Origin of the sequence: Streptomyces sp. BK340 (genome assembly GCF_007827595.1) — a bacterium.
Taxonomy (GTDB): domain Bacteria; phylum Actinomycetota; class Actinomycetes; order Streptomycetales; family Streptomycetaceae; genus Streptomyces.
On record NZ_VISR01000024.1, the window covers coordinates 111751 to 136372 of the forward strand.

General features: G+C 72.6%; 21 protein-coding genes. 13 read left to right on the forward strand and 8 right to left on the reverse strand.

The features are described 5' to 3' along the window. Positions 1-106 precede the first annotated feature (106 nt). Positions 107-886: an ABC transporter ATP-binding protein gene (locus FB157_RS33455; protein WP_145884418.1), complete on the forward strand. Its 780-nt coding sequence runs from the start codon at positions 107-109 to the stop codon at positions 884-886. After that, positions 886-3447 carry an FtsX-like permease family protein gene (locus FB157_RS33460; protein ID WP_261386703.1) on the forward strand — a complete coding sequence of 854 codons (2562 nt, stop codon included), beginning with the start codon at positions 886-888 and terminating at the stop codon, positions 3445-3447. The genes FB157_RS33455 and FB157_RS33460 overlap by 1 nt, the downstream gene beginning before the upstream one ends. A gap of 67 nt (positions 3448-3514) precedes the next feature. Here the strand turns inward: FB157_RS33460 and FB157_RS33465 are convergent, their stop codons facing one another. Further along, a complete protein-coding gene (locus FB157_RS33465) occupies positions 3515-4471 on the reverse strand; it encodes a TauD/TfdA family dioxygenase (protein WP_385164642.1) in 957 nt (318 codons plus the stop codon). Positions 4472-4707: 236 nt separating this feature from the next. Between FB157_RS33465 and FB157_RS33470 the strand changes: the two genes are divergently transcribed. Then, positions 4708-5472 carry a 4'-phosphopantetheinyl transferase superfamily protein gene (locus FB157_RS33470; protein ID WP_145884421.1) on the forward strand — a complete coding sequence of 255 codons (765 nt, stop codon included), beginning with the start codon at positions 4708-4710 and terminating at the stop codon, positions 5470-5472. A gap of 59 nt (positions 5473-5531) precedes the next feature. Further along, positions 5532-6020: a hypothetical protein gene (locus FB157_RS33475; protein WP_186581805.1), complete on the forward strand. Its 489-nt coding sequence runs from the start codon at positions 5532-5534 to the stop codon at positions 6018-6020. Positions 6021-6444: 424 nt separating this feature from the next. Here FB157_RS33475 and FB157_RS33480 read toward each other — a convergent pair whose 3' ends face one another. Continuing rightward, positions 6445-8247, reverse strand: a complete 1803-nt coding sequence (locus tag FB157_RS33480) for an AfsR/SARP family transcriptional regulator (RefSeq protein ID WP_145884422.1) — start codon at positions 8245-8247, stop codon at positions 6445-6447. Between the two features lie 190 nt (positions 8248-8437). On the opposite strand from FB157_RS33480, the gene FB157_RS33485 reads away from it, so the two are divergent. Next, positions 8438-8998: a YbaK/EbsC family protein gene (locus FB157_RS33485; RefSeq protein WP_261386705.1), complete on the forward strand. Its 561-nt coding sequence runs from the start codon at positions 8438-8440 to the stop codon at positions 8996-8998. Between the two features lie 347 nt (positions 8999-9345). On the opposite strand, the gene FB157_RS33495 is transcribed toward FB157_RS33485, so the two are convergent. Beyond that, positions 9346-10566: a serpin family protein gene (locus FB157_RS33495; RefSeq protein WP_145884423.1), complete on the reverse strand. Its 1221-nt coding sequence runs from the start codon at positions 10564-10566 to the stop codon at positions 9346-9348. Between the two features lie 112 nt (positions 10567-10678). Here FB157_RS33495 and FB157_RS33500 point away from each other — a divergent pair, with 112 nt between their 5' ends. From FB157_RS33500 to FB157_RS33525, 6 genes are all read left to right on the forward strand, one after another. Then, the gene (locus FB157_RS33500; RefSeq protein ID WP_145884424.1) at positions 10679-11902 is read left to right on the forward strand and encodes a DUF4190 domain-containing protein; all 1224 of its coding nucleotides are present in this window, start codon (positions 10679-10681) and stop codon (positions 11900-11902) included. Positions 11903-12080: 178 nt separating this feature from the next. Then, the gene (locus FB157_RS33505) at positions 12081-12833 is read left to right on the forward strand and encodes a GntR family transcriptional regulator (RefSeq protein WP_145884425.1); all 753 of its coding nucleotides are present in this window, start codon (positions 12081-12083) and stop codon (positions 12831-12833) included. A gap of 406 nt (positions 12834-13239) precedes the next feature. Next, positions 13240-13431 carry an SPOR domain-containing protein gene (locus FB157_RS33510; RefSeq protein WP_145884426.1) on the forward strand — a complete coding sequence of 64 codons (192 nt, stop codon included), beginning with the start codon at positions 13240-13242 and terminating at the stop codon, positions 13429-13431. A gap of 49 nt (positions 13432-13480) precedes the next feature. Next, positions 13481-13897, forward strand: coding sequence for a (deoxy)nucleoside triphosphate pyrophosphohydrolase (locus FB157_RS33515; RefSeq protein ID WP_145884427.1), 417 nt, complete (start codon positions 13481-13483; stop codon positions 13895-13897). A gap of 247 nt (positions 13898-14144) precedes the next feature. Beyond that, complete coding sequence (locus FB157_RS33520) at positions 14145-14552, forward strand: ATP-binding protein (RefSeq protein WP_186581811.1); 408 nt, start codon at positions 14145-14147, stop codon at positions 14550-14552. A 250-nt stretch (positions 14553-14802) separates the two neighbouring features. Then, positions 14803-17442: a SpoIIE family protein phosphatase gene (locus FB157_RS33525; protein ID WP_145884429.1), complete on the forward strand. Its 2640-nt coding sequence runs from the start codon at positions 14803-14805 to the stop codon at positions 17440-17442. Between the two features lie 69 nt (positions 17443-17511). Here the strand turns inward: FB157_RS33525 and FB157_RS33530 are convergent, their stop codons facing one another. Further along, a complete protein-coding gene (locus FB157_RS33530) occupies positions 17512-19062 on the reverse strand; it encodes a hypothetical protein (protein ID WP_145884430.1) in 1551 nt (516 codons plus the stop codon). Positions 19063-19143: 81 nt separating this feature from the next. Between FB157_RS33530 and FB157_RS33535 the strand changes: the two genes are divergently transcribed. Together FB157_RS33535 and FB157_RS33540 are read left to right on the forward strand one after the other, a co-directional pair. Next, on the forward strand, positions 19144-20229 hold the full coding sequence (locus FB157_RS33535) for a hypothetical protein (protein ID WP_261386707.1): 1086 nt from the start codon (positions 19144-19146) through the stop codon (positions 20227-20229). 37 nt (positions 20230-20266) lie between these two features. Continuing rightward, a complete protein-coding gene (locus FB157_RS33540) occupies positions 20267-20575 on the forward strand; it encodes a hypothetical protein (protein ID WP_145884431.1) in 309 nt (102 codons plus the stop codon). On the opposite strand, the gene FB157_RS33545 is transcribed toward FB157_RS33540, so the two are convergent. Genes FB157_RS33545 through FB157_RS33560 form a run of 4 tightly spaced genes read right to left on the reverse strand, consistent with a single transcriptional unit; the run spans position 20556 to position 24400 of the window. Next, positions 20556-21326 (reverse strand): succinate dehydrogenase/fumarate reductase iron-sulfur subunit, encoded by a 771-nt coding sequence (locus FB157_RS33545; protein ID WP_145884432.1) that lies wholly within the window; start codon positions 21324-21326, stop codon positions 20556-20558. The genes FB157_RS33540 and FB157_RS33545 overlap by 20 nt on opposite strands. Then, a complete protein-coding gene (locus FB157_RS33550; RefSeq protein ID WP_145884433.1) occupies positions 21323-23251 on the reverse strand; it encodes a fumarate reductase/succinate dehydrogenase flavoprotein subunit in 1929 nt (642 codons plus the stop codon). Before FB157_RS33550 ends, FB157_RS33545 begins: the two co-directional genes overlap by 4 nt. A 14-nt stretch (positions 23252-23265) precedes the next feature. Next, the gene (locus FB157_RS33555; protein ID WP_145884434.1) at positions 23266-24087 is read right to left on the reverse strand and encodes a hypothetical protein; all 822 of its coding nucleotides are present in this window, start codon (positions 24085-24087) and stop codon (positions 23266-23268) included. Positions 24088-24109: 22 nt separating this feature from the next. Continuing rightward, positions 24110-24400, reverse strand: coding sequence for a hypothetical protein (locus FB157_RS33560; protein ID WP_145884435.1), 291 nt, complete (start codon positions 24398-24400; stop codon positions 24110-24112). Positions 24401-24622 lie beyond the last annotated feature (222 nt).

A 24622-nucleotide genomic window follows, 5' to 3' on the forward strand; every position in this document is an offset into this window, starting at 1 on the left:
TCACCCCTCGACTCGCCTTCCCCTGCGCGGCCATAGCCCCGATATAGATCGTCCGGCCACGTTCGTCCCGACCCCCACGACGATGGATGGAGAGGACTGGTCACGCATGAGGACCGAGAGGACCAACACACAGCCGCGCAGCGGCACGGGAGCCCGGAGCCACGCCCTGCGTCTGGAGGAGGTCACCAAGGTCTACGGCCGCGGCGGCCGGGGTGTCCGGGCCCTCGACGGTGTCTCCGTGGACATCGCCCGTGGCTCCTTCACCGCCGTCATGGGGCCCTCCGGCTCCGGCAAGTCGACCTTCCTGCACTGCGCGGCCGGTCTGGACAAGCCGACCTCCGGCCGGGCCTTCATCGGCGACACCGAGCTGGGCGGCATGAACGAGACCCAGCTCACCAAGCTCCGCCGCGAACGCATCGGCTTCGTCTTCCAGGCGTTCAACCTCGTACCCGCCCTGTCCGTCCGGCAGAACGTGGAGCTCCCGCTCCGCCTGGCCGGCTCCCGGCTGGACGGCCAGTGGCTGGAGGACATCCTGCTGCGCGTCGGCCTCGGCGGCCGCGCGGCCCACCGCCCGTCCGAACTCTCCGGCGGCCAGCAGCAGCGCGTGGCGATCGCCCGCGCCCTGATCACCCGCCCCGACGTCATCTTCGGCGACGAGCCCACCGGCGCCCTCGACACCGTCACCGCCAAGGAGATCCTCTCGCTGCTGCGCAACTGCGTGGACGAGACCGGCCAGACCGTCGTCATGGTCACCCACGACCCGGTCGCCGCCTCCTACGCGGACACCGTCCTGTTCCTGGCCGACGGCCGCATCGCCGACCGCATGCACGCCCCGACCGCCGAGCGCGTCGCCGACCGTATGACGCACCTGGGAGCGTGGGCCTGATGCTGCGTTACGCCTTCCAGACCCTCAAGGCCCGCAAGGGCGGCTTCATCGGCGCGTTCCTCGCGCTGATGTGCGCCGCCGCCCTGGTCACCGCGTGCGGCATCCTCCTGGAGACCGGCCTGCGCGGCACCATCGGCACCGAGCGGTACGCCGCCGCGCCGGTCATCGTCGGCGGCGACCAGAACGTCCACCAGACCACCGTCAAGCACAAGAAGGGCAAGACCAAGGTCAAGCACAAGGCCAAGCCGCTCGGCGAGCGCGTGTGGCTGTCCGCCGGCACGGTCGACAAGCTGCGGTCCGTGCCCGGAGCCCGGTCCGTGGTGCCCGAAGTCACCTTCCCCGCCTACGCGGTGAGCCCCAAGGGACAGGTCGTCCCCGGCGTCGACGGCAAGCCCTCCTACGGGCACGCCTGGACCTCCGCCGCCCTCACCCCGTTCAAGCTCGTCGCCGGCCGCGCCCCCAGCGCCGCCGGTGATGTCGTCGTGGACCGCGAACTCGCCTCCCGCACCGGACTCAAGCCCGGCGCGAAGCTCACCGTGCAGGCCACCGACGCCCCGCGCAGCTACACCGTGAGCGGCATCGCGGCCCCGGCCGACGGCGACCTCAAGCAGCAGACCTCGCTGTTCTTCTCCGCCGACGAGGCGCAGCGGCTGTCCGGCCGGGACGGACAGGTGGCCGCGATCGGCGTGCTGCCCAAGCAGGGCGTGTCCACCGGCGAACTCGCCGACCAGGTCCGCAAGGCGCTCTCCGGTACCACCGCCCAGGTGGCCACCGGCGGCGACCGCGGCCCGGTCGAGTTCCTGGACGCGGCCAAGGCCCGGGTGAAGCTGGTCTCCATGGGCGGCGCCATCGGCGGCACCTCGCTGCTCGTGGCGATCCTGGTGGTCGTGGGCACCTTCGCCCTGTCGATCCAGCAGCGCTACCGGGAACTCGCGCTGCTGCGCGCCATCGCCGCCACGCCCAAGCAGGTGCGGCAGCTGATCGGCCGGGAGGCGCTGATCGTCGGCCTGCTCGCGGGTCTCACCGGCTCGCTGCTGGGCCTGCCCATCGCCTACTGGCTGCACCGGAAGTTCGTCGACTTCAAGGCGATCCCGGACACCCTGCAGGTGACCTTCAGCGTCTTCCCGTTCTTCGCCGCCGTCGGCGCCGCCCTGCTGGGCGCCTGGGCCGCGGCCCGGATCTCCGCCCGCCGCACCGCCCGGATCCGCCCCGCCGAGGCGCTCGCCGAGTCCGCGGTCGAGCGGCCCGGGTTCGCCTGGGGCCGGACGCTGGCCGGGGTCCTCACGCTGGCCGGCGGGATCGTGCTGCTCGTGGTGCTCAGCGTGCTGGACACCGAGCCCGCGTCCACGCCGGTGACGTTCCTGTCGGTCGTGGTCCTCGCGGTCGCGGTGTCGCTGCTCGGCCCGCTCATCGCCCGGCTCGCCGTCGCCCTGCTCGGCATCCCGCTGCGCGCCTCGCGCGTGGCCGGCCACCTCGCCACCGCCAACGTCCGCGCCAACACCAAGCGGATGGCCTCCGCGATCACCCCGCTGGCGCTGCTGATCGGCATGGCCTGCACGGTGTTCTTCGTGCAGACCACGATGGGCGACGCCGCCACCGCCCAGGCCCGCGAGGGCAACAAGGCGGACTGGGTGGTGGCCTCCGCCGGCCCCGGCGTACCGGAGCAGGCGACCGAGGCGCTGCGGCAGACCCCCGGCGTCACGGCCGTCACCGAGGTCGTACGCAGCTCCGTGCGGATCGGCCTGGACAAGTACCCGGCGCAGGGCCTGTCCACCCAGGGGCTGCGTGAGACCTGGGACCCGGACGTGCGGAAGGGCACGCTGAACGGCTTCGGCGACGGCAGTGTCGCGATGAGCGAGGTCGCCGCGGACCACCTCGGCAAGAAGCCCGGCGACACCCTGAAGGCGACCCTCGGCGACGGCACCGTCGTCAACCTGAAGGTCGCCGCCGTCTACTCCCGCGGCCTCGGCTTCGGTGACCTCACCATGAGCCACGCGCTGGTCTCCCGGCACGTCGACAACCCGCTCGCCTCCTCCGTCCTGGTCCGCACCAGCGGTGACGGCAAGGCGGGACGCGAGCAGCTGCAGAAGGCCGTCGGGCAGTTCCCCGGCATCGGGGTGCTCGACCGCGCCCAGGTCGAGGACCTGCAGGCCGAGGTGCAGCAGAACAACGCCGAGGTCAACTACGTCGCCATGGGCCTGATCATCGCGTTCACGGCGATCGCCGTCGTCAACACGCTCGCCATGTCGGTCTCCGACCGGCTCCGCGAGTTCGCGCTGCTGCGCCTGGTCGGCACCACCCGCCGCCAGGTGATGGGCATGCTGCGCATCGAGGCCGGCATCGTCGTCCTCGTCGCGGCCGCGCTCGGCACCGGCATCGCCTACGCCGTGCTCACCGCGTTCAGCATCGGCATGACCGGCTCGGCGGCGCCCTCGGTGGCACCTGGGACCTATCTCGCCGTCCTCGGCTTCGGCGGACTGCTGGCCCTGCTGGCCACCGTGGTGCCGGGCCGGCTGGCGCTGACCGGACGTCCCGCCGACGTCATCGGCTCCCGGCAGTGACCGGTGACCATGCCTGAAGGGCCGGCCCCTCGTGGGGGCCGGCCCTTCAACCGGTCTGGGGCGGAACTCAGTTGAGGACGGCCCCGCCGCCCAGCCGGTCCACCCGGCTGCGCCGGTTGTCCAGGTGGGCGTACACCCGCTCCAGCCAGCGGTCCTCGCCGTCGTAGCTCGGGGTGAAGGAGGTACGGCCGTGCACCGCGACCCGGTTGTCCACCACGGCCAGGTCACCGACGCGCAGCCGGTGCGCCGCCATGGTCCGGACGAACGCCTCCCGCAGCTCGGCCATCGCCGCCTTCGCCCGCTCGTCCAGCGGGTGCGTGGCGGCGAAGTCCACCAGGACGTTGGGGTCGTCCAGATCGCCCTGCAGCACCGGGTGCGCCGGGCGGACCCCGTCCAGCGCACCGAAGGACGGCGGCGGCTCGGTCAGGAACCGCGGCTCGGCCAGCACCCGCCGGGTCGCCTCGGACAGCAGCGGCAGCGCACGGCGGATGGACGAGGTGCACAGCTTGGCGTCGCCGGTCGGGTCCTCACGCATGCACAACAGGCCGACGTAGTCGGGACGGTTGTCGTGGAAGGCGTTCTCGACATGCAGTTCCAGCAGCACGGAACCGGCGTTGCTCTGGGATTCCTCCTTTCCGGGAACCGGCACCACGTTCTGCACCAGGGCACCGCTCTTCTCGTTCCGGAAGGCGATGACCTCGCCGAGTTGCAGCATGACCGAGACGATGACGGCGGCGGCCGTGGTGGGAACACGCTCGACGGAATTCGGCACGCCCGGCGTCGGCGGCAGCGGATCGCCCGCGGTCACCGGCAGGTTGCGCAGCAGGAGCACCCCGTCCGCGCCCGGGTCGTGCCGGAACGCGCGCAGGGTGCCGAGAAGTTGCCGGGGCAGCAGCGAGGTCGCCTCGCGGGCCGCGCCCAGCCAGTCGGGGGAGTCGATGAGTGGTTGCTCCGGACCGGTCAGCCGGCCGGCCAGCGTGATCAGGCCGGTCTTCTCCGCCGCGGTGAGTTCGCGTGCGGCCACCGTGCTCTCCACGGCCGGAGCCAGGATCTCTGTCTGCGTCACAGCGTCTTCCTCTGGTCGACGGCATTGCTCGGAAAAGCTTCCGGGCAGCGCCTATCGCGGCCCTATGGAAAAGGGCCGTAAACGCTGTATAGGGCGGAAATAGCGGACGGTCGGAACCTGGCCCCGGATAAGTACGCCAAAAAGTCCGGACGTTGTGTGTCCGACGTCTCTGAAGAAACGCGGGAGTGGTGCTGATGCGTCAAGGAGGCGAGGAAAGGGGCTATCCCGAGGTGGACCGGCTCATCGCCCGGGGTGAGGCTCATGTGTGGTGGTGGCGCTCGCCCGGCCGGGTCGCCCCGGACGATCTGCGGCTGCTGGCCACGGCGGAGTTCCGGCGTGCGCTCGGCATGCTGTCCGAGCGGGACGCGGCGGAGTTCGTGCACACCCGGGCCGGTGCCCGGCGCGCGCTCGGTCAGCTCCTCGGCACCGCCGCCGCCGATGTCGACCTGGGGCGCCGGCGCTGTCCGGGCTGCGGCTCGGACGGCCATGGGCCGCCGCAGGTGCTGCACCCGGCCGTGCCGCTCGCGATCAGTCTGAGCCGGACCGCCGGCTGGGGAGTCTTCGCGGTCGGCGCGGGCACCGCCATCGGCGTCGACGCCGAGGCACTGCGGCCGGTGCGGGAGGCACTGCTGTCCGACACCGTGCTCACCGCGGACGAGCGCGGCCATCTGCGGGACGTCCCGGAGGGTACGGCCCGGCAGCGGGCGTTCCACCGGGTGTGGACCCGCAAGGAGGCCGTCGTCAAGGCGGTCGGCGTGGGTCTGGCCGGTACCGAACTGGGCCGCCTGGAAACCCTGCCGGAGCGGACCGGACCGGTCCGCGTCACCCACGACGCCGACGGCCGTGCCACCGCCTGGACCGTCGAGGACCTGCAGCTCTCCGACCGCCTCGCGGTCGCCCTGGCCCGCCCCGCGGGACCGGCGGCCCGGGGACCGGTGCACCTGCACCCACCCGTCTGAGTGCGCCCCCGGCGGCGTTCTCGCGCCAACTCACCGACCACGAAAGGAAGCAGTCCACCATGACCGTACAGACCTTCGCCGCCCCCGCCGCGGCACCTCTGCTCACGTCCGGTGACCTGATCGCCTACTTCGACACCCTCGCCGAGGCCGTCGACCGCATCGACCCCGGCCCCTCCGCCCCGGGCGGCTGGGAGGCCCGCGAACGGCTCCGGATGGGCACCTGGGTCCGACAGGCCTACGAACACCCGCTGTCGGCCCAGGTGTTCGCGCACCCCGACGCCGGTGTCGCCCGTGGTGTGCGCGACGCGATGGCAGCCGCGCTCGGCCTGCGCCTGGAGGTCTGCGGCAACGGCATCCGCCCGGCCCGCCCCACCGTGGACGTCCGCGCGACCGCCGCCGTCGCCGCGGTCTGGGCCGTCACCGCCCAGGCCATGACCCAGTCCCCTCGCCCACCGCGCGAACGCGTCGTCTCCGACGCCTGGGCGGTGGCCCAGGAAATCATCGCCCCGGCCCGCCAGGGCTACGTCCGCGCCCGCGGCTCCTGGTGACCCGCCCGGCCCGGCCTCCGCAAGCCCTGACAGACACGGCCGAAGCCCCGAAGCAGCCACCGCCACCGCCGAACGGGATGCCCGCACTGGCAGGGCCTCCGTACGTCCTGGCACGGACAGCCGACGCCCCGGAGCTGTCGCCGTCACGGCCGAGCGGCGTGCCGCCTCCGCCGCGTGCCGTTCAGCGGCCCGAGCGCAGGGCTGTTGGGCTCCGTCCGTCGGGGGCGCCGTCGATCGGGATGCCCGCACTGGCAGGGCCTTCGTACGTCCTGGCACGGACAGCCGACGCCCCGGAGCTGTCGCCGTCACGGCCGAGCGGCGTGCCGGCGTCGGCGCGTGCCGTTCAGTGGCCCGCGCACAGGGCCCGTGGGCCCCGTGCGTCCAGGTCGCTGGTGAGCGGGATGTCCGCACCGGCACGCCTCCCTCACCGGCCCGCGCGGACGGTCGGCCGGTCCGAGAGGTCGAGGGTGGCGGCGAGCAGGCGTACCAGCTCGTGGCAGTGGTACAGCGGACGGCCCTGGTCGTCCAGGCCGGACAGGTCCAGCAGGGCGGTGTCGACGAGGGCCTCCAGCGCGTTCTCCGCCGCGTCCTCCGTCAGGCCGAGCCGGTCCGCCGCCCACTGGGCGCAGAACGGCTCGCCGCCCAGCCCGGGATCCGCGAGACCGGCGAGGACGTCGTGCACCGCGGGCGGCAGCGGCTCGACGGAGGAGCGCAGGACCCGGCTCAGATCCAGGTCGCCGAAGGAGAGTTCGGCGAGCCGCACGGCGGGGTCGGCGAGCCGGGCCGCGAGCCGCCCCGCGGTCCAGTGCGGGCGGGCGGCGAGGCGGGCGCCGGCGATGGACAGCGCGAGCGGCAGCCCGCCGCAGTACGCCACCAGGTCGTCGGCCGCGTCCGGGTCGTCCTCCAGCCGTTGCCGGCCCGCCCGGGCGGCGAGCAGCTCCAGCGACGCCTCGTCGTCCAGCAGGGACAGGGCCAGCGTGTCCCCGCCGGCCACCCGCGCCAGCCGGCTCCGGCTGGTGATCAGGACCGCCGAGTCACCGGCCGGCAGCAGTGGCGCGAGCTGCCGGTCGCCGCTGACGTTGTCGAGCACCAGCAGCAGCCGCCGCTCGGCCGTGCGCGCCCGGTACAGCCGCACCAGCTCGTCCAGATCGCCGGCCGGCAGCGCGTGGTCGCTCTCGCCGAGCGCCCGCAGCAGCTGGGCGAGGACCGCGCGCGGGGCCCGCGGGGCGCCGTCGAGGCCGCACAGCTCGGCGAAGAGCAGCCCGTCGGGGAAGAGTCCGCCGCTCTCGGCCGCCGCCCGCACCGCGAGCGCAGTCTTGCCGAGGCCGGCCATGCCGGTCACCAGGATGCGTCGCGGCGCGCCGCCGCCCTGGCCGAGACGCCCCCGCAGCGCCTCGAGTTCGCGCTCCCGGCCGACGAGCTCGCCGTCCGTGGCGGGCAGCATCGACGGCACGGGCCGTGCGGCCGGCTGCCGGTCGACGCGCTGCGGCCCCAGCCCCAACTCGCCCCCCAGCACCGCCTGGTACGTGGAGCCCAGCGCCTCGCCGGGGTCGATGCCGAGCTGTTCGGCCAGCACCTTGCGGCCCTCGTAGTAGGTGTGCAGCGCGTCGGCCTGCCGGCCGCAGCGGTACAGCGCGGTCATCAGCTGGGCCCGCAGCCGCTCCCGCACCGGGAACTCCGCGACCAGAGCGGTCAGTTCGGCCATCACCTGCTCGTGCCGCCCCAGCTCCAGGTCCGCCTCGAGGCGGGACTCCAGGGCGAGCATCCGCTCCTCCTCGAGCGGCGCCAGCTCGGCGTCCAGCATGTGCTCGGTGACGTTCGCCAGCGCGGCCCCCCGCCACTGCCCGAGCGCCTCGCGCAGCAGGTCGGCGGCCTCCTCGAAGCGCCGTTCCGCCAGCGCCCGCCGCCCGTCCCGCTCCCGCCTGCGGAACTCCACGAGGTCCACGACGGCACCGGGGGCGCGCAGCACGTACCCGGGGGGCCGCCGTACGATCTCGACCTCCTCGCCGAGCTGCTTGCGCAGCCGCGACATGTACGTGTAGATCTGCGCGCTCGCCGTCGCCGGCGGCTCCCACCCCCACAGCAGCGCGCTCAGGCGGCTGTCGGACACCACCCGCTCCTGCGCGAGCAGCATCGTCGCCAGCACCGTGTGCATCTTCGAACCGGAGAGAGCAACCCGCTCACCCCCTCGCCACGCCTCCACTGGCCCAAGGACCCGGAACTCCATGGGACACCACCCCCTTCTGGTGCGGCCAGCCATCTCTACGGTTTCCGAAGTTAGAGAGGGGCGTTATTGGCGGGTTATCGCCGGGGAGCCGGCCGCACGGGGAAAGCCGTGGTGAGGGTGCGCAGCGGAGAAATATAGGCAGGCCCGGCACGGTGAGAGCGCCGCCCGTTCTTCACAGAGAGGCCTCACCGTGCCACGCGACCTCGATCTGTTGCCCCCGGACACCTCCCACCGTCTGCTGTCGCTGCTGGACGGCGCCCGCGTCCCGTACCGCCTGGTACCGCACGCACCGGAGGGCCGTACGGAGCTCGCGTCCGAGCTGCGCGGCCATCCGCTGGACCAGGCCGCCAAGTGCCTGGTGGTGCGGGTGAGCACCGGCCGCCGCAGCCGCCGCTACGTCCTGGCCGTCGTACCCGGCGACCGCCGTCTGGACATGACCCGGGTGCGCGAGCTGTACGACGGCACGGACGCCGCCTTCGCCGCACGCGAGGTGGCCGAAAGACTGTCGGGCTGCGTGAGCGGCTGCGTCGTGCCGTTCACGTTCCACCCGGACCTGGAACTGGTCGTCGACACCGCCCTGCTGGACAACGACTGGATCTACTTCAACGCGGCCCGCCTCGACCTGTCGATCGCCCTGCCGGTGCCCGCGTACGTCACCCTGGCCCGCCCGCGCACGGCCCCGCTGACCGCCCCGTCGCTGGCGGGCGTCCTCGGCCCCGCCGTGGACGTCCCGCGGGAACAGCGCTCCTAGCGCCTGTCCGGCCCTAGGTCCTGTCGTCAAATTCCCGTCGTCGCCCGAAGGGCGGCCTCGCGGCGTCTGGTGCGTGCTCTCGGCGTGCCGGGCGGAAGTCCTCGTACTGGACGTACTTGGGCTTTCGCCCGGTGCGGCGAGAGTGCGTGCCAGGCGTCGTGGGGCAGACGGGAATTTGACGACAGGACCTAGGGGGTTTCGTTCGGTTCAGCCCGGGTCCGCGACGCCCGGCACCTCGCCTCGTTGTCGGAGCACCCGGGTACGCCCAGTACGCGGGTGCTCCGCCGCCTTGCGATGCACCGCACCGGACGCCGCGGCCTGATCCGACCCGATCCAGACGAAACCCCCTAGCGGCCCATGGCCGGATACGGCGCCGGATCCGTCACCCAGCCGGCCATCAGTACCAGCCGGGACTCGCGGTCGACCGCGAGGAAACCGAAGGGGCGGTCGAAGGCCACCCGCACCACCGTCGTCTCGTAGCGGTACTGCGGGACACCGGCGCCGTATCTCGGCATGACCGCCGTCACCGCCGCCGCCCGGAAGCCGCGCGCGCCGAACCGGGCGAGGGCGGACTGGCGGGCGTCCTGGACCGCGAGCGGCATGACGCTGACGCCCGGGAAGTGACCCTGCCCGGCGTCCTGGGCCGTGGTCAGCCCGAACAGGGCGTGCAGCGCCAGCAGATCGTGGTCGGCGCGCACCTCGTACGCCACCGTCCGCACGTCCAGCGTGATCGGCTCCGGCGCGAGCGCGGGCTGCTGCTCCACGTGCAGGCCGGGGCCGACATGCCCGAGCGGCAGCTGCCCGCCCGCGGTGACCGCGAGCGTGCGCTCCACGACCCCGACCCCGGCCGTGAGCACCTGGGCCGGTGTCATCCGCTCCTCACCGAGCACCAGATGGACGTCGACGCCGTTGTCGCCGGGCACCGTCAGCGCGGTCACGAAGCCGTCCGGCGTGCTCGTCACGCCGACCCGGTCCGGCCGCACGCTCCTGCGGTGCAGCCCGAGCAGCGAACGGCCCTGCCAGGGACCGGAGTCCGGGCGCAGCATCGTCTCGGTGAACGGCTGCCGCCAGTCCGTGTGCAGCGTGAGCGCACTGGCCAGCACCATCCGCGCTTCCCGGGTCAGCGTCACCGGCATGCGCTCGACCAGCCCGCCGGTCCGTTCGGCCGCCCAGGCGTCCAGCCGCTCCTGCGCGGTGACGAGATCCTCCCCGAACACCCCGTACGTCCCGGCCGGCAGCCCGGCCCGCCACTCCTCGCGCAGCTGCAACATCTCGTGCGTCCACAGGCCGAGCGCCGCGTCCAGGCCGGACACCGACTGCAGCCCGGCCATCAACTCCCGTGCGGCGGCGGCCGCCCGGTCGGCGGGCACGCCGAGCGCCCCGGCCAGTTCGGCCCGTGCGGCGCCCGTCGCGCCGTCCGCGAGGAAGGCCAGCAGGGGCCAGACCCCGGCCGCCGAGAAAGCGGTACCCCCCGGTGCCGCTGCCGCCGCCCACCGCGCGGTGAGCCCGTTCACCGCGCCCACGGTGGTGTTCCCCGCCCGGCTGTCCACCCGGGTTTCCACCCTCATTCCGCCCCCACTCGTGCCCCGCTTACCATGCGCCAAGTCGCACGTCGGTCCAGTCGTCGGCCCCAGGGCCCGTCTGACCGTTCCCACCGCCCGACCCAGGAGCACGGTACCGGTGTCCATACCCCCGCCCCCCGGCCCCCACCAGCCCCAAGGGCCGTATCAGCCACCCCAGCAGTACCCGCAGGGGCCGTACGGGCCGCCGTCGTACCCGCAGCAGCACGGCCCGCAGAGCCCCTACGGGCCGTACCAGCCCTGGGCGCAGGGCTACAGCCCCTACAACCAGCCGGCGCCCGTCAACGGACTCGCCATCACCTCCCTCGTGTTCGGTGTGCTGTGCTGTCTGCCGGGCGTGGGGCTGCTGCTCGGGCTGATCGCGCTGCGGCAGATCGGCCGGCGGGGCGAGCGTGGCAAGGGCCTGGCGATCGCCGGCTCGGTGCTGTCCGGGCTCGGGCTCGCGGTGTGGGTGCTGATGCTCGCCACGGGCGGTGCGTCCTCCTTCTGGGAGGGCGTCAAGGAGGGCGCGCGCCACGGCGCGAGCAGCTCGCTGGTCAAGGGCGAGTGCTTCGACGCGCCCGGCGGAAGCCTCGGCGGTGAGACCTACGACGTCGACAGGGTCCCCTGCTCCGGTGAGCACGACGGCGAGGTGTTCGCCTCCTTCCGGCTGAAGGACGGGGACTACCCCGGCGACGACCCGGTCAGCGGCACCGCGGACAAGCGCTGTTACGGCCTCCAGGACGCCTACGCGATGGACGGCTGGGCCGTGCCCGACGACGTCGACGTCTACTACCTGACGCCCACCGAGGACAGTTGGTCCGCCGGGGACCGGGAGGTCACCTGTGTGTTCGGCAGCGTGACCGAGGGCGGGAACCTCACCGGCTCGCTGCGCAACGACGAGACCGTCCTGGACCCCGACCAGGTCGCCTATCTGAAGGCGGCTCACGTCCTCAACGCGGCCCTCGCCACCGCCCCCGACACGGAGTACGTCGAGGACGACCTGCCGGGGCACAAGCAGTGGGCGGGCCGGGTGTCGGCCGCGCTGGCCGAACAGGCCCGGATGCTGCGCGGGAACGAGTGGTCCGCCGGCACAGTGGGGAAGATCACGGCTCTGGCGGGCGACCTGGACAGGGCCCGGGCGGAGTGGGCGAAGGCCGCCGAGGCGAAGGACCTGGACGCCTTCTACCGGCACTACGACGCCGGGCTCGGGCTGCTCGACCCGAAGAAGGCGGTCCCCGCGCGGGGGGCTCTGGGCCTGGAGACCACTCCGCCCGCCGACGAGAAGCGTGACGGCGGCTCGGACGGCTCGGGGAGCGGGAGCGGGGGCGCGCTGGCGGTGTGATCGCGCCGGGGCGTGATCACGGAGAGGTGTGACCGCGGCTATAGCGGGGAGAAAGTGCCTGGTAAAGCCCTCCCCGGCCACATGTCATCACATCGAGTGATTCTCTGGCCTCCGCTTGCACGGCACAACCCACGGTTGCCAGGCTGTTGCTGTCTGTACAACCTGATGGGAGCGGCCAGTGACTTTCGGTGAGCAGCCGGCGTATCTGCGTGTCGCGGGTGATCTCCGCAAGAAGATCGCCGACGGTTCGCTGCCGCCCCATACCCGGCTCCCCTCCCAGGCCCGCATCCGAGAGGAGTACGGCGTTTCGGACACGGTCGCGCTGGAGGCCCGCAAGGTGCTGATGGCCGAGGGCCTGGTCGAGGGCCGCTCCGGCTCCGGGACCTATGTGCGTGAGCGCCCGGTGCCCCGGCGCGTGGCCCGCTCGGGTTTCCGGCCGCCCTCCGGCGCCACGCCCTTCCGGCAGGAGCAGGCCGACGCCACGGTGCGTGGCACCTGGGAGTCCAGCAGCGAGCAGGCCGAGGCCGGGGCCGTCATCGCCGAGCGGCTCGGCCTCAAGCCCGGCGAGCGGGTCATGCGCACCAGGTACCTGTTCCGGGACGCGGGGGAGCCGATGATGCTCTCCACCTCCTGGGAGCCCCTCGCCGTCACCGGCCGCACGCCCGTGATGCTGCCCGAGGAGGGCCCGCTCGGCGGCATGGGTGTCGTCGAGCGCATGCGGGCCATCGACGTCATCGTGGACAACGTCACCGAGGAGGTCGGCGCCCGCCCCGGCCTCGCCGAGGAACTGCACGTGCTCGGCGGTGTCCCCGGGCATGTGGTCCTCGTCGTCCAGCGCACCTACTACGCCTCCGGCCGTCCCGTGGAGACAGCCGACGTCGTGATCCCCGCCGACCGCTACCGGGTCGCGTACCACCTGCCGGTGAAGTAGCGCACACCTCCGCACGCTCCCGACATGGGCGTCCTCGCCCCTCGATCCGGCCCCCGGCCCCGCGGCCCACTGCAATTCGGCCGTTCTCCCAGGTGATCCAGGGTCCGCCCGATATGCCCCGACGCACGACAGAGGTGGGTAGGGCGGCGCGTTCGCCATCGTGCGCCCCCTGCGTTCTGGCTGGTTGCGTACCTCTTTGTGAAAAGGCGTATTCGCTCCGTGAAGGTAGGGCGTACGCTCGGGCATATGCGGATTGCGGTTTCCTTAGGCGGGGTGCGGCGGGGACCCGGAACGGGACGGGGGTCCCCCCGCAGTGGGGGCCCCTCCCGCGCGAGCGAATTCGAGCGTGGGGGAGCAGCCGAGACTGGGGGAGGGCGGGGCGGTGCGAGAAGGAACGGTGGGGGCGATGAATGAGGGCACTGTCTCTCTGCCCTGGATCGTCATAAGGCAGGACGACAACGGCAATCGCTACCGCGTGGGACGGTACGCGACCCGGGCCGAGGCCCAGAAGATCGCCGACAGTCTCGACGACCGCGGCCACAAGCAGCTCTACTGGGTCGAACGCATCGGCCAGAACGGCGACGGCGCCCACAACTGACCTCGGCGCGCTCAACTGACCACTGACGCGCTCCCGTAGGCTCCGCCCCATGACCGAACGGATCGTGGTGGTGGGAGCCGCCCTGCTCGACGCCGGCCGGCTGCTCGCCGCGCGGCGCAGCGCGCCTCCCGAGCTGGCCGGACGCTGGGAGCTGCCCGGCGGCAAGGTCGAGTCCGGTGAGCGGCCCGAGGACGCCCTGGTGCGCGAACTGCGCGAGGAACTCGGCATCGACACCGAGGCGGTCGAGCGTGTGCCGGGGGAGTGGCCCCTGCGTTCCCCGTACGTCCTCCAGGTGTGGACCGCGCGTCTGCGCCCCGGCTCCGCCGCCCCCCGCGCCCTCCAGGACCACGACGACGTGCGCTGGCTGACTCCGGACGAGATCTGGGACGTGAACTGGCTCGACCAGGACGTCCCTGCGGTCGGGGAAGTGGTCGCCCGCCTGAGTCCGGGGCGAAGCCCTCGATGAAAGGGGCGCGGGGCCGCGTCAGTCCGCGGCTCCGCCGCGGGGCGTGACAGGCCGCGGCAATCCCGCGGCCGCCCGACAGCCGCACCGCCCGACTTCTCGGGCGTACTCGGTCCCGCGCGGCGCGTACGCAGCGCGTACGCCGTTCGTGCCACCATGCGCCCTTCCACGCGGTAGTGCTTCCCGGATACCGGGTATGTCCCCATTAACCCCATGAAACCGGACATGGGTAGGCTCGTTGGCCTGGGAAGTGATCGGCGTGATCGACACCGAAGGCGACTGCGCCGAGTGGACCTTTCCCGCGGAACCAGGCGCCGTGCGCACCGCCCGCGCCGCGGTCCGGGGCCGGTTGTGCGGCTGGGGTCTCGACTGTCTCGCCGATCTGGCCGCGCTGCTGGTCAGTGAGCTGGTGACGAACTCCCTGCGGCATGCGACCGGGCCGATCGGCGTACGGCTGGTGCGCCCCGCCGGACTCGGTGACACGCTGCTGGTCGAGGTCTCCGACCCGCTCCCGGACCCGCCGCGCGAGCGCGTCGCCCACCCCGAGGACGAGAGCGGCCGCGGTCTGCAACTGGTCGCCGACTCCTCGCGCCGCTGGGGCACCAGGCCCGGCGACACCGGAAAGACCGTCTGGTTCGAACTGGCGGTGCCCGGGTGAGCCTGATGCGCAGGCCGCCGTGCGCCGCCCATGCTGCGATGCGCGCCCGGCACAGGGGTGGGACTGCGTGATTCGAGGGCGTGTTCCCTGGTTAGAAGACTGGTTGTGTTCTCGCAGTCAGGTCCGAAAAACACCTGGACCGAGCTGTGATCGTGAACACCGTGTCGTGCGGCGCCGTAGTGCTGGATACTGCGGGCAGCCGCCCCCGGTGACCGGTGCCGGGCGCGGTGAGCTGGAGGGGACGGTTCGCGTGAGCGAGATACCAGCGAAGGCCACGGAGTCCGAGGACCCGTCGGGCGGCGCGAGGAACCAGGCCGCACAGACCGCGGTGCCCGGCGACGCCATGTGGCAGAGCAGTCCGCCCGGCTCGATCTACGACTACATCAGGGTCGCGTCCTTCGCCATCAGCCCGGGCGGGGTGGTCGACCAGTGGAGCCTGCGCGCCGAGCAGCTCTTCGGGATCCCCGCCGAACGCGCCGTGGGCATGGACCCCATCGAGGCCTTCATCGATCCCGACCTGCGCGAGCACGGCCAGCGGAAGATGGCCGAAATCCTCGACGGGCGGGAGTGGACCGGGGTGGTCCCCTTCCGGATGCCGGACCGGCCGGACGGGGCGCGCGGCGAGGAGGGGCTCGCCGAGGTCTACGTCATGCCCACCCTGACCGCCGAGGGTGAAAAGGCCGCCGTCTGCATAGTGGTGGACGTCCGCACCCTGCGCAGCATCGAGACCGACCTCGCCGCCTCGCAGGCGATTTTCGGTCAATCCCCGTTCGGCTTCCTGCTGATCGACATAGACCTCAGGGTGCGCCGCGCCAACATGCGCTTCGCCTCCATCTTCGGCGGAAGCCCGGACGACCACCGCGGCAAGGGAGTTCACGACTACCTCCCGCGCGCCGAGGCCGAGCGGGTTTCGGCCACCCTGCGCCGGGTGCTGGAGACCGGCGACTCCATCACCGACATGCATGTCACGGGCTTCGTCCCGGGCTCCGAGGAGCGCCGGCACTGGTCCGTCAACCTCTACCGCGTGCACAGCGGCAGCGGCCGGCCCATCGGCATCGCCTGGCTCGGCACCGACATCACCGCCCGCCGCGCCGCAGCGCGCGAGGCGGCCGCGGCGCGGCGCAATCTCGCCCTGCTCAACGAGGCCGGCGCCCGCATAGGCAACTCCCTGGACCTGGAGACCACGGCCCGCGAACTCCTCGACGTCGTCGTCCCCGGGTTCTGCGACCTCGCCACCGTCGACCTCTACCAGGGCCTGCTCGCCGGTGACGAGACCCCGCCCGGCCTCGCCGACGGCAGCGCGGCGCTGCGCCGTGTCGCCTTCGCCAGCGCCGTCTCGGACGCGCCGTTCAGCGGCTCGGGCGAGCCCGTCGCGGTCGGGGCGGTCCACCACTTCCCGTTCAACTCACCCTGCGCGGACGCCCTGCGCACCGCCCGTCCGCAGCGTGTCCCGGCCGAGGACGGCGGTCTCGTGCAGTCCATGCTGGTGGTGCCGATGGTCGCCCACGACACCGTCGTGGGGCTCGCCCAGTTCGCCCGCACCAAGGGCAGCGAGCCGTTCGGCGACCGCGACCGTGACCTCGCGGTGGAACTGGCCGCGCGGGCCGCCGTCTGCATCGACAACGCCCGCCTGTACCGCCGGGAGCACGAACGCGCGCTGATACTGCAGCGGTCCCTGCTCCCGCCCGGCGATCCCGAGGCGTCCGGCCTCGACATCGCGTGCCGCTACCTGCCCGGCAACGCGGCGACGGAGGTCGGCGGCGACTGGTTCGACGTGATCGAACTGCCCGGCCACCGCACGGCCCTGGTGGTCGGGGACGTCATGGGCCGCGGTCTGCGCGCCGCGGTCGCGATGGGTGAACTCCGCACGGCCGTCCGCACGCTGGCCCTGCTCGACCTCGAACCGGCCGAGGTCCTCTCGGCGTTGGACGAGATCGCCCGCGGCCTCGGCACCCCCGGCGGTGTCCAGCAGGCCACCCGCGCCGCCCGCCAGCCCCGCGACGCCGATCTCTCCGAGGTCTACCTCGCCACCTGCGTGTACGCGGTCTACGACTCGGTGACCAGACGCTGCACGTTCGCCAACGCCGGCCACCTTCCCCCGGTGCTGGTGGAACCCGGCGAGGCGGCCCTGATGCTCGACGTGCCGCCGGGCATGCCGCTGGGCGTGGGCGGCGAGCCCTTCGAGGAGGTGGAGGTCGAACTCCCGGAGGGCGCCCTGCTCGCCCTCTACACGGACGGCCTGGTCGAATCCCGCGACCACCCCCTGGACGAGGGCCTCCAGGCCTTCGTCGGCGCGCTGACCGACCCCGCCCACCCGTCACCCGACCACCACTCCTCGACGACGGCGCCGCGCGCCGACACCCATCGAAACCTGGAGGACGTCTGCGACCACGTCCTCAACACCCTCGACACCCACCACGGCGAGGACGACATCGCCCTGCTGATGGCCCGGGTCCAGGGCCTGCCCGCCGACTCCGTCGGAGACTGGACGCTGCCGCGCGAGCCCCGCAGTGTGGGGCGGGCCCGTGAGTACGCCCGCGCGCAACTGCTCAGCTGGGACATGGAGCCGCTGGTCGACACCACGGAACTCCTCGTCAGCGAGCTGGTCACCAACGCGCTGCGCTACGGCGAGGGCGAGATCAGGCTGCGGTTGCTGCTGGACCGCACCCTGGTCTGCGAGGTCTGGGACTCCGGCCTGGTCCAGCCCCGCCGCCGCCGCGCCCGCGACACCGACGAGGGGGGCCGGGGCCTGCAGCTGGTCGGCCTGCTCAGCGCGGCGTGGGGCTCGCGGCGCACCCCGCGCGGCAAGACCGTCTGGTTCGAACTCCCGCTCCCCGGCGGCGAGAACAGTCTGACGGACCCGGCGGAGGCGCTGCTCAGCCTCTTCTGACGCGCCGGTCCGGTGGCTCCGCCACCGGACCCCCGTTTCCGCCCGACTCGGCCGGCCGCCGGGCCGCGGCTAGCGAAGATGCCGGCGCGCCCGCGTCTCCGGGCCGCCGAAGCCGGCCGGGGGACCGCCGTCCGGCTCCTCGGCCAGCAGGATGCCGCCGAGGACGGCGCCGGCGAGACCGGTGGCGTGGCCGTCGGCGTACGGGTTCCCGTGGGTCCGCACATCGCGTTCGGCCAGATCGCGGGCCTCTCGGGCGAGTACGTCCGCGTCGGCACCCGAGCCGAGGGCCCGCTCCGCCTCCGCCAGCCGTGCCCGCGCCTCCGCGCCCACCGCCCCCCGGTGCACCGCGATGAAGTCCTCGGCCCCGCCGAGCGCGCTGCGCGACACGAGCCGCGCGGCCGCACCCACCACCCCGGACCGACCCACCTCCAGTCGCTCCACCGCCCGGGCGATGCGCCGCAGCGCGTCCAGCGGGTCGTACGGGCCCGCGGTCAGCTCCGTGCGTACGGCGGCCAGCACCCCGTCGGCGTGGGCGATCCGCGCATGCAGCTCGCCGGGGGCCAGCCGGGCCCGCCCGCCGTTCCGCCGTGCCTCGGCGATCTCCGCCTCCCCTCCGGTCAGCGCGGCCGGCACCAGCGCGGCCGCCTCCCGCAGCTGTGCCGCGAGCAGCTCGACCCCGCCGACGAGAACACCGGCCTGGGCGACGCCCCCTTCGGCCGCGCGCAGCCGGCGGACCGCCCGCTGCCCGTCCCCCGAATCGGCCGCCTGACGGGACTCGTTGAGCTGTGACGTGGCGAACACCAGCCGGTCCTTGGCCTGTTCGACATAGCCGGTGACGGGAGCTGCGGCCGAGGGCGCGTACCGCCGGTGCAGCTCCGCCGCCGTGGCCTGTGCCGCCGCCGTCCGCGCGGCCAGCTCCCGGAACCGCCCCTCGGCGACCTCCAGCGCCGCACCCACCCCCTGCTCCAGCCCCCGCAGCCGGTCCAGCGCCTCCGCCTCGGCATCCAGCCGCCGCCCCGCCTCGGCGCACCGCCCGACCACCCCCACCAGCGCCTGCCGCCGGGCACTCTCGTCCCCCGGAACCCCCTCCTCGTAGCGCCGCCATATCGCGAACGCGGCCGACATCTCGGTCTCCGCGGCCCGCAGGGCATGCCCGAACGGCTCGACCGCCTTGCTCCCGAACAGCGCCTCGACGAAGGGAAGTTCCCCCCTGCTGCCGCGTACGCAGTCGTCGGCCAGCACCAGCGCGGCACGGGCCTGCCGCTCGTTCTCGAGCGTGGTGGGCACGGGCGGCGCCGCCGACACCACGCCCGGCGTCGTCCGGGTCCGGGCCCGCCGGGTGCGCCGCAGATAGCCGTATCCGGCCAGTGCTCCGGCCGCGCCGACGGCGACCAGCGGCATGAGGAGATCGGTGACGGACGTCCCGCCCTGCTGCGCCGCGGCGGCGCTCGCGACCGGCCCGGCCGGGGAGACGGGAACCGGATCGTGCTCGCCGACCGTCATCACCGGCAACACCAGCCACCCGGCCCCCACGAACGCACCCAGCACGGCATGTGTCACCCGCGCCGGTATGTGCGCCTTGGCACGCCGGGGCCGGCCCCGGATCAGGGAGGACCTCACATTTTGGAGCGTATGGGCAGGTAGGCGGCTTCGCGAGTGGGGCGGATACGGCTGGGGGACGAGACGGACCAGGGGGCAGGATTGAACGAGGAGAAGACCGGAGAACCGGCGGGCCCGGAGGCCGCCGACGAGGAGAACCTCCCGCAGGTGCCACGGTCACCCCGTCGGCGCCGCCGCATCGTCATCGCCGTCACCACCGCACTGCTCCTCCTGCTCCTGCCCGTCCTCGCCGCGGAGACGGCCCTGCGCCTCAACTACACCGGCGACCCCGCGAAGGGCACCCGAACCCGGAGCCGCGACGCCCTCTGGCTCGGCCACGCCTGGGTCGACGGCCGCAGGACCGACCAGGACGTCAAAGCCCTCGCCCACCGCCTGCAGGGCACCGGCATCCGCGACCTGTACGTCCACTCGGGCCCGCTGGAACATGACGGCACCCTGCCCGAGTCGGCCTACCCGAAGGCGCGTTGGCTGATCAGAGCCGTTCACCGGGAGATGCCCGGCATCCGTGTCCAGGCCTGGCTGGGTGACAAGCTGGCCGGTGAGACCCCGGACGGTCTGCACCTGGAGCGGGCCGCCACCCGCACCGCCGTCGTCGCCTCGACCCGCCGCATCCTGGCCGCCGGCTTCGAGGGCGCCCACTTCGACCTGGAGCCCCTGCACTCCGGCGACAGCGACTACCTCTCCCTCCTGGACGATCTCCGCGCGCTCACCCACGCCCACCACGCACTGCTGTCCGTCGCAGCCCACCAGATAGACCCGCTGCCGGCGTTCCACTCCTTCTGGGGCGCGACCACCGGCCACCCCAAGTGGTGGTCACAGGCCTACTTCGGGCAGGTGGCCCGCCGAGTGGACCAGATCGCCGTGATGTCGTACGACACGATGCAGCCGCTGGAGAGCCTGTACGGCGGCTATGTGGCTCAGCAGACCAGCCTCGCCCTGGAGGTCACCCCGGACACCACCGACCTCCTGATGGGCCTGCCCTTCTACCACGAGAACCGCTTCGGCCACCGGGCCCGCGCGGAGACCGTCCCTGCCGCCGTACGCGGTGTCCGCCTGGGCCTGTCCCGCACCGACGCCGGCCGAGCCCGCTTCGGCGTCGCCCTGTACGTCGACTTCGCGGCGACCGAGGGGGACTGGCGGGCGTACCGCAAGGACTGGGCCGGATGACTACCGAGGCGGGCATTCCGGTGGAACGATGATCGTCATGCACATGTACTTGGTGGTGGCGGCATGGCTGGCCGTGGCGCTGTTCGCGGCGGCCGGCATCGCGTCCGTCGTGGCGGACTGGGTGCCGTGGCCCGCCCGCCGCCGGGTGGTACGGCCGCGGCTGTGGGGTTACGGCACGCTGGTCACGACCCTCGGGCTGAGCCTGCTCCTGCTGCTGGAGCCGTCCGACGCCGCCGGGTTCGGCGGCGTCGCGTTCTTCGGCTATCTCGCCCTCTTCCTGGTCGGATTCATCATCCAGGTCCGCGCCCAGAGCCCCGGCCGGGACACTACGAAGACCTCCTCCTGATCTTCGACCCCAGCCAGACCAGCGGGTCGTACTTGCGGTCCACCGCGCGCTCCTTCAGCGGGATCAGCGCGTTGTCCGTGATCTTGATGCCCTCCGGGCAGACCTCCGTGCAGCACTTGGTGATGTTGCAGTAGCCGAGGCCGTGCTCGTCCTGGGCGGTGCCCTTGCGGTCCAGGCCGGACTCCTCCGCCGCGTCCAGCGGATGCATGTCCAGCTCCGCGACCCGCATCAGGAAGCGCGGCCCGGCGAACGCCTTCTTGTTCTCCTCGTGGTCGCGGACGACATGGCAGGTGTTCTGGCACAGGAAGCACTCGATGCACTTGCGGAACTCCTGCGAGCGGTCCACGTCCTCCTGGAACATGCGGTACTCGCCCGGGCCCACTCCGGCGGGGGGCACGAAGGACGGAACCTCCCTGGCCTTCTGGTAGTTGAAGCCGACGTCGGTCACCAGGTCCCGGATCACCGGGAAGGCGCGCAGCGGCGTGACGGTGATCGTCTCGTCCCGGGTGAACACCGACATGCGCGTCATGCACATCAGCCGGGGCCGCCCGTTGATCTCCGCCGAGCACGAACCGCACTTGCCCGCCTTGCAGTTCCAGCGCACGGCGAGGTCGGGCGCCTGGGTCGCCTGGAGCCGGTGGATGATGTCCAGCACCACCTCCCCGTCGTGGACCTCGACCCCGAAGTCCTCCAGGCCGCCGCCCTCGTCGTCACCCCGCCACACCTTGAAGCGGGCCTCGTAGCTGCTCACTCGTACAGCTCCCCTTCGGCGAGGTACTTGACCAGCTCCTCCTTCTCGAAGAGGGCGAGCAGGTCCGGGCGGATGGGTTCGGTGGTCTCCCGGGTCAGCCGGATCTGGCCGCGCGCGGGATCGGCCGCCGCGAGGCCCGCGGCGGGGTCGGCGAGCGAGCACAGCAGGTTCGCGTTGCGCCAGGCGCGGTCCATCGTCGGATGGTCCTCGCGGGTGTGGCCGCCGCGCGACTCGGTGCGCTCCAGCGCGGCCCGTGCCACGCACTCGCTGACCAGCAGCATGTTCCGCAGGTCGAGGGCGAGATGCCAGCCCGGGTTGAACTGGCGGTGCCCCTCGACACCGGCCCGCCGGGCTCGTACGCGCAGCTCGGCCAGCTTGTGCAGGGCCTGCTCCATCTCGCCCTCGCGGCGGATGATGCCGACCAGGTCGTTCATGGTCTGCTGGAGTTCCTGGTGCAGGGTGTACGGGTTCTCCGGCGGGCCCGTCTCCTCCTGGGGCCGGGCGGAGAAGGGCCGCAGGGCCTCCGCGGCCGCCGTGTCGACCTGGGCGTCGGCGACGCGGGGGCGCTCGGCCGCGCCCGCCGCGTACTCGGCCGCGTGCCAGCCGGCCCGGCGCCCGAACACCAGCAGGTCGGACAGCGAGTTGCCGCCCAGCCGGTTGGAGCCGTGCATACCGCCCGCGACCTCACCGGCCGCGAAGAGCCCCGGCACCCCGCGGGCCGCCGCCGTCTCGGAGTCGACCGCGATGCCGCCCATCACGTAGTGGCAGGTCGGTCCGACCTCCATCGGCTCCGCCGTGATGTCGACGTCCGCCAGCTCCTTGAACTGGTGGTACATGGAGGGCAGCCGGCGCTTGATCACCTCGGCCGGCATACGCGTCGACACGTCCAGGAAGACTCCGCCGTGCGGGGAGCCGCGGCCCGCCTTCACCTCGGAGTTGATCGCCCGGGCCACCTCGTCGCGGGGGAGCAGCTCCGGGGGACGCCGGTTGTGGTCCGGGTCGTCGTACCAGCGGTCGCCCTCCTCCTCCGACTCGGCGTACTTCTCCTTGAAGACGTCAGGGATGTAGTCGAACATGAACCGCTTGCCCTCGGAGTTGCGCAGCACCCCGCCGTCGCCGCGCACCGACTCGGTGACGAGGATGCCCTTCACCGACGGCGGCCAGACCATGCCGGTCGGATGGAACTGCACGAACTCCATGTTCAGCAGCGGAGCCCCGGCGAGCAGCGCCAGCGCGTGCCCGTCGCCCGTGTACTCCCAGGAGTTGGACGTCACCTTGAAGGACTTGCCGATCCCGCCGGTCGCCACGACCACCGCGGGCGCCTCGAGGACGAAGAAGCGGCCGGACTCGCGGTCGTACGCGAAGACCCCGGAGATCCGCTCGCCGTCCTTCAGGACCCTGGTGACCGTGCACTCCTGGAAGACCTTCAGCCGGGACTCGTAGTCCCCGGTCTCCCTCCGGTCCTCCTGCTGCAGCGCGACGATCTTCTGCTGGAGGGTGCGGATCAGCTCCAGACCCGTACGGTCGCCGACGTGCGCGAGCCGCGGGTACTCGTGGCCGCCGAAGTTGCGCTGCGAGATCTTCCCGTCCTTCGTACGGTCGAACAGCGCGCCCCAGGTCTCCAGTTCCCACACCCGGTCCGGGGCCTCCTGCGCGTGCAGTTCGGCCATCCGCCACTGGTTGAGGAACTTGCCCCCACGCAGGGTGTCGCGGAAGTGGACCTGCCAGTTGTCGTGCTCGTTGACGTTGGCCATGGCCGCCGCGATGCCGCCCTCGGCCATCACCGTGTGCGCCTTGCCGAACAGCGACTTGCAGATCACCGCCGTACGGGCGCCCCGCTCGCGCGCCTCGATCGCGGCCCGCAGCCCGGCGCCGCCGGCACCGACCACGACGACGTCCCACTCCTGCCGGTCCACCACGGACATCAGTCAGTCCCTCACTAGAAGAAGCGCGGATCGTCGAAGACTCCGGACGCGACGAGATAGACGTAGAAGTCGGCGAGCGCCACGCTCAGCAGCGACGCCCAGGCGAGCTGCATGTGCCGGGCGTTGAGCCTTCCGACGAACTGCCACGCCTTGTAGCGCACGGGATGCTTCGAGAAGTGCTTGAGCTTGCCGCCGACGATGTGCCGGCAGGAGTGGCAGGAGATCGTGTACGCCCAGATCAGCACGATGTTGACCAGGAAGACCAGGGTGCCGAGGCCCATGTGGCCCCAGCGGTAGTGCTCGTCGCGGAAGGACAGCACGGTGTCGTAGGTCAGCACGCCGGCGACCAGCAGGGCGGCGAAGAAGAAGTACCGGTGGACGTTCTGCAGGATGAGCGGGAAGCGGCTCTCCCCGGTGTACGAGCGGTGCGGCTCGGCCACCGCGCAGGCGGGCGGGGACGCCCAGAAGCTGCGGTAGTAGGCCTTGCGGTAGTAGTAGCAGGTCAGCCGGAAGCCGAGCGGGAAGATCAGGATGATGACGGCGGGGGAGATGGCCCACCAGCTCCCGAAGAGGTCGGCGTTCGGCCCCGCGTGCATGGTCGCGCAGTTCTGCGCCAGGCACGGCGAGTAGAACGGGGAGACGTACGGCGCCGCGTAGTAGTGCGCGTTCGCGAAGGCCCGCCAGGTCGAGTAGACGACGAAGGCGAACAGACCGGCCGCGGTGACGGCGGGCGCCAGCCACCAGCGGTCGGTCCGCAGATGCGGTGCGTCGATCGCGGCGCGCGTACGCGAACGTACGCCGCCGCTGTTCTGTTGGGGTTCCGTACCAGTCGCCAAGGGGGACTCCGGTCGGTTCGGTTCAGGGAGCGTGCCGGTCGCTGGCGCCCAGGCCTTCGTCGTCAGAGTCCGTCCACAGGCTGATGTCGTACGGCGTGTCGGAGATGGTGACGAGGTCGGGCCGGCTCGGGGCGCCCGGGCTGCGGGCTGCGTCCCGCAGCAGCGCCAGGCTCTCGCGCAGATGGTCGGCGTCCATCCGGACCCGGCGCATCTCCAGGCCACCGGTGCCCAGCTGCTTCTCCAGCCGCCCGAGCGACCGGTACAGATCGTCGAGACTGCGCTGGACGGTTGTCAGTTCGTCGTGCACGGACATGACTTGCCCTCACTTCCACGGGTCCTGCGGGCCCTGGGCGGCAACGTTCATGCGCCTTGGAGTGTTGCGCGTCACACCTGTCGCTGTGAAGACATGTGCATCGATTGGCGGAGTCGCGTGGGTGCATCTCCGGGTGTGTTGCGCCGCACGGGTGGCTTACTTTCCGTCGTCGCCGTGTCGCTCGCTGTTGCCGGATCCTTTCCTCTTCACTGGGCGCATAGA